Below are 15,095 nucleotides of genomic sequence, written 5' to 3' on the forward strand. Positions count from 1 at the left end.
GTCTTTATAAATAGAAGACCAAATGAAACCGCTTTTGAAAGTTATTCAGTTGCATAAAAACCAAAATCAGCTTATAAAAAAGGCTCTCCAAAACCATCGCGAAGCACAGCAAGCCTTGTACGATTGGCATGCGCCTAAAATGCTAAGTGTCTGCAGGTATTACATTAAAGATGTACAGCATGCAGAAGAAGCGATGCTAAATGGTTTTTATAAAGTATTTACGCAATTGCATACATTTCAAGATGCAGGTTCTTTCGAGGGGTGGATTCGAAGAATTATGGTTCGTGAATCTATTTCGTTTTTGAGACAAAAAAAACAACTCATTTTTGTTGAAGTTGAAAACGAAACAAAAAATGTTTCACCGATTTATAGTGATGCTAATTTTGCAGTAGAAGATATTCAAAATCTTATAGATGATTTACCGGAAGGTTATAAAATGGTCTTCGTTATGTATGCTATAGAAGGGTATAAACATCATGAAATTGCCGACTTACTTAAAATCACAGAAGGGACTTCTAAATCGCAATTGTATAAAGCAAGACAGTTGTTACAACAGCAAATTAATGCATTAAATTCCGATAGTTATGGCGTCAAATAATTTCGAAAATAAAATAAAGAATAGTCTTGAAGAACGCCGTTTGCAACCGTCTCCTGCTTCATGGGACAAATTGCAATCACAATTAGAAACTCCGCAGAAAAAAAGGAATTCAAAACGCTATTGGGTAATGGCGATTGCGGCGAGTTTTATAGGAATATTATTGTTTAGCACTTTATTTTTTAATACAGATACGACTCCAGATTTACCTATAGTCGATACAGAACCTGCAACGGATACGATTATTGTGGTCGCAGCGGATGTAATAGAAATTGAAGAATCAATAATAGAACCTGAAATTGAGGAATTTCAAGAATTAGAAGTTGTAAAATCACCTTCAAATAGCAGTAATCATGCTGTCGTGAGTCAAAATAAAGAACCTAAAAGCAAAAAGTCACCAAATAACAATGCTAGTAAAAGTCAAGTGGCAGAAGTGCAGAATACTATCGCGCGTATTTTACAAGATTCAGTTTCTGAATTTGATTCCAAAACAGGTTTAGCAGAACAGGAACCTATTTCTACAGAAGATTATATAGAAGACCTTTTACTACAAGCAGAACAAGATATTATTGCCGATAAATCAATACAACAAGCCCAACAGACAGTTAATTCAGAACAGCTTTTAGAACATGTTGAAAACGACATCGAATACAGTTTTAGAGAAAAAGTTTTCGACGCCGTTAAAACCGGTTTTGTAAAGGTAAAAACGGCTGTTGTAGAACGTAATAATTAAAATATTTCATCAAAATCAATCAATCAATCAATCAATCAATCAAAAAACGAACATTATGAACATCATTACTAAATTAACAATTGCCCTTAGTCTAATTCTTGTTTCACAAGTCAGTATTGCTCAAGAAATAGAGATTATAGATACGTCTGACTCCCTTAAAATTGAAGATATTCAGGTCTTAAATACTCAGAAAGAAGTCGTTCGCAGTGAAGAAAAAGAATTATTAAGACAAGAAGTTGAAGCGATTAATGAAAAAGTAGATGCCGGTTATATTACCTCAGAAGAAGGAGAAATCTTAAAAAAAGAAGTTGCTAAAAAACGTGCCTTAAATATTAATAATCGAGTAGCTATTATCGATAATCAGATTGATTTATTAGAGCGTAATAACGAAGATTACTCTTTTGAAGACGACGGACGAATTGTTATAAGAATAGGAAAATATATTAAAAGCGACATTTCTAACGAGCACACTTCTATTTCGATTGAACCTCGTGTAAAACCAACACCTGTTTACGATAAGCGCACGACAAGTACTTTAGTTTTTGCTATTGGTTTTAATAATGCACTTATTGAAGGGGAAAGTTTAGGAGATTCTCCATATAAACTTGGTGGTTCAGGATTTGTAGAATTAGGTTGGGCATGGAAAACACGTGTGTTTGAAAATTCGAATGCAGTCCGTTTAAAATACGGAGCATCGTTACAATGGAATAAATTAAATATAAAAAACAACATGTATTTTGTGGAAGATGGTGATCAAGTCAATTTTGTTGAATTTCCTTACGAGGTGAAAAAATCAAAATTCAGAACGACTAATTTAGTGTTTCCTGTGCATTTTGAATTTGGACCATCAAAGAAGACTCAGAATACAGATTACTTTAGATATTCAACTCAGAAACAATTTAAATTTGGCATTGGTGGTTACGGTGGGTTTAATCTAGCATCACTTCAAAAAGTAAAATATTATGAAGATGGTAGTAATCAGAAAAAGAAGTACAAGAATTACGACGCAGTGAATAGTTTTGTTTATGGAGTAAGTAGCTACATGGCAATAGGTAATGTTGGGGTGTATTTTAAATACGATTTGTCTCCGATATTTAGAAATCAACCTATTAATCAAAATAACATATCGTTAGGTTTGCGTTTCGATATGGATTAAATAAAATTAAAAAGGCTTCAAAATTAATTGAAGCCTTTTCCGCTATTAATCAGTCGCTGTTTTCAGGGAGTATTCAGCTCCAACAACTGGCAAATTTATGGTTGTTCCGTTTAAGTCAACAGTTAGTTCTGTTCCCGGTTTTGGTAGTAACGTAAAATTGTTGTCACTAGAAAAAATCATAAGTCCAATTTGTTGGCCTTTTTTAATGATTTGATCATCGGGTTGTAAATCGAAAGCAACATTGTAATATTGACCAGGAACCAAAGGTTCGCTAGTTCTAATGGATTTATAATTCTGAGGATCTGCCCATCCACGCGTAATAATATTGTCTGTAATCGGAGCATTTATATCTGGATTCCAAGGTAAAGATACTAACCATACAGATAAGTTTGCTGCGGGTTTACTACTTGCAAGCTTTATGTTAATCTGTGCAATTCCAGAAAGGTGAACATCTTTTTTAAGTTTTGGAGAGACATATAACAAGCGATGTTTTGATGTTGATAATTTTGCTAACGAATCTCCAGAAAAGCTAGCGTCATCAATTAGCTTTTCTTGAACATTACCAGACAGCTTTTTAGTGCTTAACTTACCCGTTTTTGTGCCGTTAGGATGTAAATATAAAGTCACTAATTTAGCATCAGGATTTGGATAATCTTTATAAGGTGTTGGTTTGTCTGGAGAATCCTGCTCTCTTACAATCCATGCTTTTTCATCGTTTTCTACGCCATTATCAATACCGTGTAAATAATGCGTAAACCAGCGATTCATCATCGTCATAGGTGGTGGTCCGCCATGACCATATTGGTGGTAGTATATTTGTACAGGAAGTCCTTTGTCTTTAGCAGCTTTGTAAATACGATAACTGTGTTCTGGCATTACATTCCAATCGTTAAACCCGTGCGACATTAATAATGCAGCTGTCATTGGTTCCATATCGTTTAAATAATCACGACCTGCCCAAAAATCATTATAATCGCCAGATTGTCTATCCATGCCATTTATCATTATAGAATCACGAATGGTTTTGTTAGCATATGCTTTTTTCGTTTCATCTCCACCACTATGGATATAATCATATAATACATCTATATCTTCACCTAAATATCCGCCGGGAGATCGTACTAAACCATTGGATCTGTAATAATGATAATAGGAGGTGTTTGGTGCTACCGGGATTATAGCTTCTAAGCCTTCAACTCCAGTGGTTGCAGCAGCTAAAGGTATGGTTCCGTTATAAGAGGTTCCAGTCATCCCAACTTTACCTGTAGACCAGAATGCTTCAACAGTTTCAGTCCCGTCAGCAGTTGTGTAGCCTTTTGCTCTTCCGTTTAACCAATCGATAACTGCTTTTGGTGCTAAAGATTCATTGTCGCCACCAACCGTAGGTGAGCCTTGAGATAAACCTGTTCCGGGAGAAGAGGAATGTACTACAATATATCCGCGAGGGACCCATGTTTTTATTTGAGAATTAGAGATTATAGGACGTTTGCGAACACGTTTTACTTCGGGGTGAATACGAGGTTTTTCTTCTGCACCAATTTCGTGATTTACATCCCAAAATAATCCAGGAATATCTTCAGCTACTCCGGCATAATAGGGGCTAGATTCATAAACGATAGGGAGCTTTAATCCTTCAGTGTCTGTTTGTTTTTGTCGGGTAACATCGACATGCATGCGATCTAATTTACCATCTCCATCGGTATCGAATTCAGTTTCGACCCAAAGGTCGTGTCGAATCCAATCTTTGGGATTATTAAAAGCCTCTACAATCTGAGCTTCACCATCTTTAAATATTGGAGTTGCTTTTTCTTGAGCTAAAATGATGCTTGTAGGTGATAATATAAATAAAATTAAAAGGAAGGCCAGAAAGTAGTTTCTCATTCTTAGGAGTTAAAAACAGTATAGTTCAAGACGCCAAGTTAAGCAATTGGTAACAAGTGTTATGTGAATATATTATCCAAATGTATGAGAATATATGCCAAATGACTTTTAGATTTAAATGTAAGGAGAGGTTCAAAAAGTTCATATTTAAACTATATTTGCATCACAATTTTCATCATTTAAACCGTATTTCATTGATTTCAAAATCCTCCATAGACACTGTATTTGAAGCTTCACGACTAGAAGAAGTTATTGGCGATTTTGTTCAGCTTAAAAAAGCAGGTAGTAACTATAAAGGGTTGAGTCCTTTTAGTGATGAGCGTTCTCCGAGTTTTGTCGTCTCTCCTGTAAAGCAAATTTGGAAAGATTTTTCAAGTGGTAAAGGTGGAAATGTTGTAGCTTTTTTAATGGAGCACGAGCATTTTACATATCCTGAGGCCATTAAATATCTAGCCAGAAAATACGGTATTGAAATAGAAGAAACTGAACAAACTAACGAAGAAAAGGAAAAGCAAGATGCGAGAGAAAGCTTGTATTTGGTTAGTGAATTTGCAAATACATATTTTCAGAAAATAATGCATAAAACCGATGCTGGACAAGCTATTGGTTTAAGCTATTTTAAAGAGCGTGGTTTTACCCCAGAAACGATTAAATCTTTCGGTTTAGGATATGCGTTAGATGAATGGCAGGCATTTTCTGATGAAGCTTTAAAGAAAGGTTATAAATTAGAATTCCTTGAAAAAACAGGACTTTCTATAGTGAAAGGAGAGAAGTATTTCGATCGTTTTAAAGGTCGTGTTTTGTTTCCTATACAAAGTATGAGTGGCCGAGTTTTAGGTTTTGGAGGTCGTATTTTGACCAATGACAAAAAGGCTGCGAAATATATGAACTCTCCCGAGAGTGAGATTTACCATAAAAGTAAGGTGTTGTACGGAATTTACCATGCCAAACAAAGCATAGCTAAAGAAGATAATTGCTTTTTAGTTGAAGGGTATACCGATGTGATTCAGTTTCATCAAACTGGAATTACGAATGTCGTATCGTCTTCTGGAACAGCTTTATCTCCAGATCAAATACGTTTAATAAACAGGCTGACTAAGAACATCACCGTTTTGTTTGATGGCGATGCTGCGGGAATGCGTGCTTCTATTCGTGGGATTGATTTAATTCTGGAACAAGGCATGAACGTTCGCGTGTGTTCGTTTCCGCAAGGTGAGGATCCAGATAGTTTTGCAAAACAAAATACTGAAGAAGAACTACGTGTCTATTTAGAAGAAAATGCTAAAGATTTTATCCAGTTTAAAGCAGGATTGTTAGTCGAGGATGTTAAAAACGATCCGATTAAAAAAGCTGAAACTATTCGCGATATTATACAGAGTATTTCTAAAATTCCAGATCGTATTAAGCAAGAAGTGTATTTGCAGGAATGTGCTAGAATTATGGATATTAGCGAGTCTGTATTGTTTAGCTCGTTAGCACAAATGAGTAGTAGCAGTAGTAATAAGCCTTCTGGTAATAGCAGTAGTAGTGGAAGTAGTTATGGTAGTAGTCAAGAGCCGCCACCAGATTTTTTTGAAGTGATAAGAAACGATGAACAACCTAAAAAGATTGATATTCAGTATCTTTTGGAACGAAAAATCATTGAAATTTTATTGCTATATGGTAACAAAGAAGAAGATTTTGAGGATTCCATTTTAAAGGAAAACGAAAAGGGCGATTTAGAATTAGAATCTGTAATACAGCAAGCGAGAGTCTTCGAGAAAATATTTTTAGACCTACAGGAAGACGAAATGCAGTTTGGAAACGAGACCTTTAAAACACTATATTATACCATTATCGAAACTCTAAATCAGAATCCAGATTTTGTTTTAGAACAATTTGTAAATACTGTAGACCAGCAATTATCTCAAGAAATAACGAGTATATTAATGGAAGACGAGCGCTATACATTACACGATTGGGAGCGTAATAATATTTTTCCGAAATCTAAAGAAGAAGGTGTTGCTCAGTTGGTTAGTGATACGATTTTAAATTTACGTTGTTTCCTTATTGAGAAAAAAGTATCAGAATTACAACAAACAACATTAGAACATAAAAATGAAACAAACCGAAATATCCTTGAGGAAGTCAAAGATTATTACGGTCTTAAAATGTTATTGTCTCGAAAATTAACTCGTGTGTTATGATTCCAGAAGCTTAGCCTGATTTAGTAAATCGACCAAATTAGAGGCATGTAGTTTTTTCATTAAACGCGCTTTATAAGTACTTACTGTTTTTTCGTTTATATCTAATTCCTGAGCAATTTCTTTGTTTTTTTTACCAATAGATAGCAGTTTTAGAACCTCTACTTCACGAGTCGATAATTTTTTATAAAACGATCCCGTTCTGTTTATCCGTTCTCCAAATGCTAATCTGTGGGTTAAATCGTTACTTAAATAAATACCGCCTTGGTTGATTTTTAATATAGCTTCACGAAGTGTTAAAATGTTAGCTGTTTTAGAAATATACCCAGAAGCGCCAGCTTTTATAGAACTCATCGCATAAACCTCTTCAGGATGCGTGCTAAATATTAAAACTTTAACGTTAGGATATTCTTTTTTTAGACGTCTTAAGGCTGTGATACCGTTTAGTTTAGGTAAATCAATTTCAGAAACTAATATGTCTACGGTATTGGATTTTAGAAAATCGAAAATTGACTCACCATCATCTACGCCTCCTTCAACTTGAATTACGGGCGATGTTAAAAACAGCAATTCTAATCCTTTACGTATTATAGGATGGTGGTCGGCTACCAACAGTTTTATCATAATTTAGGTGGTTTAAAATTAACGACTGTTGGGGCAGCAGATTCCGTAAAGAAATCCAGTCTATGTAAATATAAAAAAAAGTATCTATTTATAGGTCTATTTTATTTTAAATTATTAGGAATAATACATACCGGAATTGGGTCCATTTTATGCTTGTTCGATGTGTTAAAACGTTTGTATATGGTAAACACTTCTTTTTCTCTTACTGAAAAATCATCAGCAGTTTTTCCTCCATCGGCCATTTTCATTGCCCATTCTAATTCTGGATAAGAGGCTCCAATTTGGTCCTCATCACTTCTTGCGTCTCCAAAAAGGCCATCACTTGGAGCAGCTTCAATAATAGAAGTCGGAACATTTAAAATTTTAGCCAATGCATAAACCTCAGATTTCATTAAATCGGCAATCGGACTTAAATCAACTCCACCATCACCATATTTTGTGTAAAATCCAACACCAAAATCTTCAACTTTGTTACCCGTTCCAGCAACTAAAAGGCCTTTTAATCCGGCGTAATAGTATAACGTAGACATACGTAAACGTGCTCTGGTGTTTGCTAGTGCCATGGCTACTGTAGCATCTTGACCTTCTAAGGATACTTCCGTTTTAAAGGTTTCAAAAACAGGAGTTAGATCTACTCTTGTATCTTTAATATTGGGAAATCTATCGCTAAGTTGTTTAATATGTTCTTCTGCTCTCGAAACATGACTAGGTGCTTGGTGAATTGGCATTTCTACACACAATACATCTAAACCTGTAAGGGCACATAGTGTTGAGGTTACAGCCGAATCGATTCCGCCAGAAATTCCGATTACAAAACCATTTGTTTTGGCGTTTTCAGCATAAGTTTTTAACCAATTTACGATGTGATCTACAATTTTTTCTGTTTGCATTTTTGAAGGATTTAATACAAAGAATCTTACCTTTGCCTAACAAAAATAAACGAAACGTTCAAGTAATAAAAATTAACAGCATCTAGTTTTATATGAAATATCTAAGTTTTTTCCTTTTAATAATAATCACCCTAGTTTCTTGTAAAAATGATAGTAAAGTTACCGATGAAGTTTCAAATATTGAAATGCCGGTGACCATTGAGCGTTTTGATGTAGATTTTGCTAAAGCAACCCCGGAAGATTTGGAAGGTTTAAAAACAAGCTATCCATTTATGTTTACTAAATCTTATCCGGATGCCTTTTGGATGGAAAAAATCCAAGACACGATTCAACAAGAATTATCTGAAGCCGTAATTAAAACCTTTCCTATTACTGATGATCTTGAGGCTGAAATTTCATCATTATTTCAACATTTAAAATTTTATTACCCAGAATTTAAAGCCCCAAGAGTAATAGGTACCACATCTTATGTCGATTATCGAAACAAAGTTATCGTTACAGATTCTATAGATTTAATTGCTTTAGATACGTATTTAGGACCTGACCATGAATTTTATCTAGGCGTTCAAGAGTATATAAGAAAAGGATTTATTAAAGATCAGATTGTGGTCGATTTGGCCGATGCTTATGCTATTCGCTATATGTTACCAATGAAAAACAAAACGCTACTAGATGAAATGATTTTTGCTGGAAAACGTTTATATTTTAAAGATCTTATGATTCCGTTTGCAACGGATGCAGAAAAAATAGAATATTCCACAGCAGAATTACAATGGGCAGAAGCTAACGAAGCTTATATTTGGCAATATTTTGTAGAGCGTGAATTGTTGTTTAGTACAGATTCCAAACTACCAGCACGTTTTATAAATACAGCACCATTTTCTAAATTTTATTTAGCCGATGTAGATAATCAATCGCCAGGTAGAATAGGAGAGTATATGGGATGGCAAATTGTAAAAGCGTATATGGAAAATAATAAAGAGGTATCTTTTAAAGACATGTTAAACATGAGTTCTGAAGATATTTTTAATCATTCAAAATTTAAACCAAAAAAATAATGGCACAGCTTACATCAACGATACAATTAACTGTAGAATTAGACGAAAATCGCGTTCCTGAAAAATTAAATTGGACGGCAGAAGATGGCGGTATTAATAATGAAGAAGCTAAAGCGATGATGCTTTCGGTTTGGGATAGTAAAGCTCAAGAATCGTTGCGTATCGATTTGTGGACTAAAGATATGCCTGTAGATGAAATGAAAGTATTTTTTCATCAAACTTTAGTAGCGATGAGTGATACGTTTAATCGTGCAACTCAAGACGAAAAAATGACCGCTACAATGAAGGATTTCTGTGAATATTTTGCTGAAAAGTTAGAGATAAATAGAGAGTAAATTCAGCTAAAAACATAAAAAAGGCTTCTTGGAATTATAACGAGAAGCCTTTTTTTATAACATGTTATTCAACGTTTGTTTCATGTTATTTAATACGAAATAAAAAGTGTGACCTGAAATAGGTCTGCCCTCAGAGCTTTATCTTAAAATATAATGTTGTATAAGAGTGCAGTTTGTTCTACTTCAATTTTGTTTTAATAATTGAATACGTTCTATTATCTAGTGGTTAAGGAAGAGAAATACCTTTTAAGGTGTTTAAATTCTGAATCATAACTGATAAAAAGTCACCATCGTTTGGTTCTCCTGATAACGGGGCAATAATTACGCTTTTAATTCCATGTTTTTCTAAAGTAATTGCGCTTTCGGTTTTAGGAGCAGCCTCCCAAACTAAAGTGTTTATATTTTGATGTTTAGTTAGATGCACTATTTCCTGTAATTTATCTTGATCTATATTGTCGTAAGGTTCCCAATGCAAACTTTCCCCTTTAATACCATATGCTTTTTGAAAGTATTGATAGACCGGATGTGAAAAAAGTACAGCTATATTGGCTTCCTGCATTTGTGAGCCTACACTTCTAAACTCCATATCTAATTCCAGTAATTCGTTGGATAATGTTTTGAAATTACTGTTAAACGTATCCTCTAATTCTGGATATTTTTCTGATAACGTATTTTTTATAGCTTCCGCTTGTTTATTCGCAAACGCGAGATCTAGCCATGTTGTATAAGCTGTTTCTGTATGTAGATGTGTTTTATTTTCGCCATGAGAATGGGAGAATACTTCCCCGTTTCCTAGTAATTTATCTTCAAATGAAGCACCTGTGTTTACAATGATATTCTCTGGAAGAGAAACGTTCATAAGCCATTTTTCATAATATGCTCCATTAATAAAAATAAAATCTGCTTGTTGCATGGCTACAATAGTATCGGTTTCTGGTTTCCAAATCGCAGGTTCAATCAATTCAGAAGCTGGGAAATGTAAGTCGATAACTTCGCCGCCAATACGGTTTGCAAAATAATAAAGCGGATAATTTGTAACATAAACTACAGGTGTGCCTTGCGATGCTTTTGCTGTAGTTTTTTTATTTTCTTTTTTACAAGACGACAAGCAAAAAACAATACCAAGAATAAAAATTGAAATAATTCTCATAATAATTGTGGTTAAAAAGCGGTCTGCTAAAGTTATGTCATAACAATTTAAAAATAAAGTAGCGACTAAAGCTAATGGCAAACTTACCATTAAAATTAAAATAATTTCGATGCTTAGATCCGTGTGATTAAATAAATACCAGGCTTAATTGTTTTTAATAATTACATGGTTTTCTTATGCTCAATGGAGTCGAAAATCAATTATTTTGGGATTATGAAGTTTGTAGGACTCTTTTTATTTTAAATAGAAAACACTAAATTCACATGCATTTGTTATTTGAAATCCAATATTATGTTTAAAACTATTTTTCTTTTATTATTATTTATGACTTGTAAAAACCCGAATTCTAAACATGATATTTCTACATCCTATACATTAGATAAACCATCGGAAGAGTGGAAAATGCCGAGAAAGCTAGTTGAAATTTCTGGAATATCGGTATTAAATTTTCCACATATATTGAGTGTTAATGATGAAGAAGGTAAGTTATATGAATATAATTTAGAGACTAAAAAAGTAGACGAGAGTTATAAATTTGGAAAAGATGGTGATTATGAAGATCTAGCTGTTTCAGGAAATACGGTATATGTATTAAAATCTAACGGAACTATTTACCAAATTAATGATTTTAAAACCACTCCAAAAGTTGAGAAGCACAAAACCTTTTTAACCGAAAAGCAAGATACGGAAGGTCTTTATTTTGACAAAGAACGTAATCGGTTGCTAGTTGCTTGTAAAGAAGAGGTTGAAATTGATGGCACGAATCAAAATGTAATTTATGAATTCAATTTAGAAACAAATACACTTGGTAAAACTCCTGTTTATACCATTTCAAAAAACCATTTTAACCCTAAAAATAAGAAACATCACTTTGCTCCAAGTGGCCTAGCAATGCATCCCAAAAGGAATACGTTATATATTATTTCGTCGGTTGGAAAATTAATGGTTGAAATGAATCAGGAAGGTGAAATTTTGAATACATATTCGTTAGATTATGATCAGTTTACGCAGCCAGAGGGCATCTTTTTTACTGAAAATGGGGATTTGTATATCTCTAATGAAGGAAAGAAAGGGAAGGGCAATATTTTAAAATTCGATTATATAGAATAAAAATGAGTCAAGTTTAAATTTTCTTCCGACTAACTTAAAAAGGCGGGTTCGGTTTGTAGTCATATTTTATAACCTGATACATGACCATCACATTTTTCTTAAGTCAATGAATAATTTAAACAGTTTGCTATCGCTATCTGAAGCGTTGTTATTAAATGTTAAACTGAGAAAAGATACGCGTTTAATAGAACATGCATTGCATACGATGTCTATAACCGAGTTAACGTCTCAATTAATTACAGACAGAAAAAAGAATACGTTTTGGATAAATATTTACAATGCGTATTTTCAAATATTAGCGGGACGCGATCATACTCAAGGCAAACGCATGTTCTTAAAAAAAGAAATTAATATAGCAGAAACCTTTTTTAGCCTAGACGATATTGAACACGGTATTTTGAGAAGATACCGATGGAAAATGAGTTTAGGTTATTTGCCTAATCTATTTGCTGCCACTTTAATTCGAAAATTGGCGGTAGAGAAAATAGATTACCGCATTCATTTTGCTTTAAATTGTGGTGCTAAAAGTTGTCCGCCAATAGCTTTTTATACTTTTGAAAAGTTAAATAAACAACTCGATGATGCTTTGTATGCGTTCCTGTCCTCTGAAACACGTGTTGATATTGATGCAAAAACCATACATACGTCTAAAATATTGTTTTGGTTTCAAGGAGATTTTGGAAGTTTAAAAGGTGTAAAACAGATTTTAATACATGTCTTAGAATTGGGAAATAGACCTTATAAGCTTAAATTTAATGCCTACAGTTGGGAACCTTATTTAGAAAATTATGCTTAAAAAACAGGCGGTTGGTTTTATAACGTGAACTTCAAATTCGAGGAATAATATGTCAAAAGAGTTTGAGGGCTTAACTGTTAGGAAAGGCTTTAAATAGAGTCTTTTAAAGAAACCAAATAGATGAAATGTTACTTTTTACTCTTTTTATATATGCCTTTAGCAATGGTTACAAATCTGCATGAGGTAAGCGAATTTCAGAATAACCAGATTCTTGATTCCAAAAGTGTCGTGGATCACGCGCAATGGACTATTTTATTGTCAAAATATGTGACTAAAGACGGTCAGGTGAATTATGAAGGTTTTAAAGACGATGAAAAAGAACTTCAAGACTATTTTAATTGTTTTAGGAAATAATGCGCCTTTAAATTCTTGGAGTAAAAACGAAAAATTAGCCTATTGGATTAATACTTACAATGCATTCATTATAAAATTAATTCTAGATCATTATTCTGTTAAAAGTATTAGAGATATAAAAGAGCCTTGGGATATTGAATTTATTGATATTGCAGATAAAACCTATAGTTTAGGTGCTATTGAGCATGAAATTCTTCGTAAAATGAATGAACCTCGTATCCTTGCCCTGATTTGTTAAATGAAGCATATATCGCAATTCAATTGTAACAACAATTAGAAGCGGCTACCAATCGTTATGTGAATGATACATCTAAGAATTCCATTTCTAAAGACGCGATTGAAATCTCAAAGATTTTTGAATGGTTTGCAGAAGATTTTGAAAAACAAGGAACCCTTATCGACTTTTTGGATACTTATAGTGTCGTTAAAATAGATGCATCGGCTACTATTTCATAAAGATTATAATTAGAGTTTAAATGATTGATTTATGTAATCAATAGTTGTTTGTTTACTGCTATTTTACTTATTTTAGACTGCCTATAAAATTTTCCAAATGACATCTGTTCTAAAAACAATAAATACCAAAATATACAAACCTTGTTCATTGATAATTTCCGGTTTTGTATCTGAGTCAGAAGGCTCAGCTTATGAAGCCTGTCAATTTACATTAAACGACAAATATATTATTTGTAGAACTGCTAAAATTACACCCAAGAAAGTAGGGCAATTCGTTACATTTTGGAATCGAAATAAGAATGATGTAACGCAACCTTTTTGTGAAGATGATGCTTTCGATTTTTATGTGATTAATGTATGTAAAGATGAGTTATTAGGGCAGTTTGTAATTCCGAAAGCAGCTGGTATTTCCCATGGTTTAGTAACTACATCAACTAAAGAGGGAAAACGCGGATTTCGTGTATATCCACCTTGGGATGTGGCTTCGAGTTCTCAAGCTAAGCGGACACAAGTTTGGCAGTTAAAATATTTTGTTTCTCTTAAAGATCCTATTGATTTTGAATTAGTAAAAATAATATATGCTTCTCAGGATGAGATTCTGAAACATCTCTAATTTTTATATTAATCTTAGTCTATTCAAGTATAACTTTTATTATATTCTAACGTATTAATTATCGGTAATTTATATTTTATTTCTTCTTATGCTAATTACAGGTAAACGTTACCTAGATTATTCCTCGAATATGAAATTCAAATTTGATTAATGTGTTCAAACAACAGCTTTAGATATTGGGTTTTCCTGTCCGAATAGGGCTGGTTCTAAAAGATAAACATATTGTAATAATGATTCCTTTACATCGGGTTATTTTAAGACGAATACCAGTATTACTTCGCAATTGAAAGAAGGGTGTTACTCGGTTTTCTACCCAATATAAAACTTAGAAATATTTAGCCTATTTCAAGTGTATACTAATACCTATTTCGATTTTTTTTAAAAAGATGAATAAATAAACGCTTAGTGTTCCCAATATTATTGGCATGAGACCAGATTGTATTTCTGATGAAATTATAGATTACCTATATCATTTTTCTATATCCTATTATGTGGCTCCTTAATTTGGAGTAGAAAGTACGTTAAATTCTACTATGATAAAGGTTAATCATTGCCATGCGTTTGAAGATACTATTTTGATTTTCGAGAAATGTATAGACAAAGGTATTTGTTTAGGTGCTCATGTGATTATAGGTTTACCAGGAGAATCTAAAGCCGATTTATTACATCATTCCAAAGTACTTTAATGATTACCTATACATACTTTAAAACTTCATCATTTACAGATTGTAAAAAAATCTATTATGGCCTATCGATACAAGGATAATTCAGAATATTTTAATTTATCAACTTTAGAAAGCTATATTGAATTTATTGCCGGATTTATACGATTACTCCGACTTGATATCATAATTGAGCGTTTTATAAGTGAATCCCCAAAAGACTTGCAATTAGCTCCGCAATGGAACGGACTTAAAAACTTTGAGGTAGTCGCTAAAATTGATAGAAAGTTTATTGAATTAAAGATTTGGCAAGGTCAGTTTTACGAAAAAAAAGCAATAGCAATTTTGTGAAATAAATCTGTTTTAAAGTTCGTATAAAATGATTAAAAAATTCCTGTATAAGGAAAATTTATTAAAATAGATTGTCATTTTACTTCATGTTTTTTATACATTTAGAGTCTGTAAAATTCTAATAGTGTCGTAATATAATTACGATTAT

The 15,095-nt window shown here is 33.1% G+C and carries 18 protein-coding genes; 14 read left to right on the forward strand and 4 right to left on the reverse strand.

Annotated elements, in window-relative coordinates; genetic code table 11:
* Positions 1 to 22: 22 nt before the first annotated feature.
* The 3 genes from R6X41_RS01520 to R6X41_RS01530 are packed head-to-tail and all read left to right on the forward strand — an operon-like array spanning position 23 to position 2,484.
* Positions 23 to 598: an RNA polymerase sigma factor gene (locus tag R6X41_RS01520; RefSeq protein ID WP_318496892.1), complete on the forward strand. Its 576-nt coding sequence runs from the start codon at positions 23 to 25 to the stop codon at positions 596 to 598.
* Positions 585 to 1,328 carry a hypothetical protein gene (locus tag R6X41_RS01525; protein ID WP_318496893.1) on the forward strand — a complete coding sequence of 248 codons (744 nt, stop codon included), beginning with the start codon at positions 585 to 587 and terminating at the stop codon, positions 1,326 to 1,328. Before R6X41_RS01520 ends, R6X41_RS01525 begins: the two co-directional genes overlap by 14 nt.
* A 55-nt stretch (positions 1,329 to 1,383) precedes the next feature.
* Positions 1,384 to 2,484 (forward strand): porin family protein, encoded by a 1,101-nt coding sequence (locus R6X41_RS01530; protein WP_318496894.1) that lies wholly within the window; start codon positions 1,384 to 1,386, stop codon positions 2,482 to 2,484.
* A 45-nt stretch (positions 2,485 to 2,529) separates the two neighbouring features.
* Here R6X41_RS01530 and R6X41_RS01535 read toward each other — a convergent pair whose 3' ends face one another.
* A complete protein-coding gene (locus R6X41_RS01535; RefSeq protein WP_318496895.1) occupies positions 2,530 to 4,365 on the reverse strand; it encodes a Xaa-Pro dipeptidyl-peptidase in 1,836 nt (611 codons plus the stop codon).
* Between the two features lie 194 nt (positions 4,366 to 4,559).
* Here R6X41_RS01535 and dnaG point away from each other — a divergent pair, with 194 nt between their 5' ends.
* Entirely contained in the window at positions 4,560 to 6,551 is a 1,992-nt protein-coding gene (gene dnaG, locus R6X41_RS01540) for a DNA primase (protein ID WP_318496896.1), read from the forward strand.
* Here the strand turns inward: dnaG and R6X41_RS01545 are convergent.
* Together R6X41_RS01545 and nadE are read right to left on the reverse strand one after the other, a co-directional pair.
* Complete coding sequence (locus R6X41_RS01545; RefSeq protein ID WP_318496897.1) at positions 6,546 to 7,172, reverse strand: response regulator transcription factor; 627 nt, start codon at positions 7,170 to 7,172, stop codon at positions 6,546 to 6,548. The genes dnaG and R6X41_RS01545 overlap by 6 nt on opposite strands.
* Before the next feature lie 101 nt (positions 7,173 to 7,273).
* Complete coding sequence (nadE, locus tag R6X41_RS01550) at positions 7,274 to 8,062, reverse strand: NAD(+) synthase (RefSeq protein WP_318496898.1); 789 nt, start codon at positions 8,060 to 8,062, stop codon at positions 7,274 to 7,276.
* A 92-nt stretch (positions 8,063 to 8,154) separates the two neighbouring features.
* Between nadE and gldB the strand changes: the two genes are divergently transcribed.
* Positions 8,155 to 9,120: a gliding motility lipoprotein GldB gene (gldB, locus tag R6X41_RS01555; protein WP_318496899.1), complete on the forward strand. Its 966-nt coding sequence runs from the start codon at positions 8,155 to 8,157 to the stop codon at positions 9,118 to 9,120.
* Positions 9,120 to 9,455 carry a gliding motility protein GldC gene (gene gldC / locus R6X41_RS01560; RefSeq protein ID WP_318496900.1) on the forward strand — a complete coding sequence of 112 codons (336 nt, stop codon included), beginning with the start codon at positions 9,120 to 9,122 and terminating at the stop codon, positions 9,453 to 9,455. Before gldB ends, gldC begins: the two co-directional genes overlap by 1 nt.
* Positions 9,456 to 9,681: 226 nt before the next feature.
* On the opposite strand, the gene R6X41_RS01565 is transcribed toward gldC, so the two are convergent.
* Entirely contained in the window at positions 9,682 to 10,605 is a 924-nt protein-coding gene (locus R6X41_RS01565; protein ID WP_318496901.1) for a metal ABC transporter substrate-binding protein, read from the reverse strand.
* 291 nt (positions 10,606 to 10,896) lie between these two features.
* Here R6X41_RS01565 and R6X41_RS01570 point away from each other — a divergent pair, with 291 nt between their 5' ends.
* From R6X41_RS01570 to R6X41_RS01605, 8 genes are all read left to right on the forward strand, one after another.
* Positions 10,897 to 11,715, forward strand: a complete 819-nt coding sequence (locus tag R6X41_RS01570; protein WP_318496902.1) for an SdiA-regulated domain-containing protein — start codon at positions 10,897 to 10,899, stop codon at positions 11,713 to 11,715.
* Between the two features lie 106 nt (positions 11,716 to 11,821).
* Positions 11,822 to 12,511: a DUF547 domain-containing protein gene (locus R6X41_RS01575; RefSeq protein WP_318496903.1), complete on the forward strand. Its 690-nt coding sequence runs from the start codon at positions 11,822 to 11,824 to the stop codon at positions 12,509 to 12,511.
* Between the two features lie 120 nt (positions 12,512 to 12,631).
* Entirely contained in the window at positions 12,632 to 12,865 is a 234-nt protein-coding gene (locus R6X41_RS01580) for a hypothetical protein (protein WP_318496904.1), read from the forward strand.
* On the forward strand, positions 12,822 to 13,103 hold the full coding sequence (locus R6X41_RS01585) for a DUF547 domain-containing protein (RefSeq protein ID WP_318496905.1): 282 nt from the start codon (positions 12,822 to 12,824) through the stop codon (positions 13,101 to 13,103). Before R6X41_RS01580 ends, R6X41_RS01585 begins: the two co-directional genes overlap by 44 nt.
* Before the next feature lie 59 nt (positions 13,104 to 13,162).
* A complete protein-coding gene (locus tag R6X41_RS01590; protein WP_318496906.1) occupies positions 13,163 to 13,321 on the forward strand; it encodes a hypothetical protein in 159 nt (52 codons plus the stop codon).
* A gap of 97 nt (positions 13,322 to 13,418) precedes the next feature.
* A complete protein-coding gene (locus tag R6X41_RS01595; protein ID WP_318496907.1) occupies positions 13,419 to 13,934 on the forward strand; it encodes a MepB family protein in 516 nt (171 codons plus the stop codon).
* A gap of 533 nt (positions 13,935 to 14,467) precedes the next feature.
* Positions 14,468 to 14,620 (forward strand): hypothetical protein, encoded by a 153-nt coding sequence (locus R6X41_RS01600; protein ID WP_318496908.1) that lies wholly within the window; start codon positions 14,468 to 14,470, stop codon positions 14,618 to 14,620.
* A gap of 9 nt (positions 14,621 to 14,629) precedes the next feature.
* Complete coding sequence (locus R6X41_RS01605) at positions 14,630 to 14,947, forward strand: hypothetical protein (RefSeq protein ID WP_318497035.1); 318 nt, start codon at positions 14,630 to 14,632, stop codon at positions 14,945 to 14,947.
* Positions 14,948 to 15,095: the final 148 nt, after the last annotated feature.

Origin of the sequence: Formosa sejongensis, from assembly GCF_033447105.1 — a bacterium.
GTDB lineage: Bacteria > Bacteroidota > Bacteroidia > Flavobacteriales > Flavobacteriaceae > Formosa.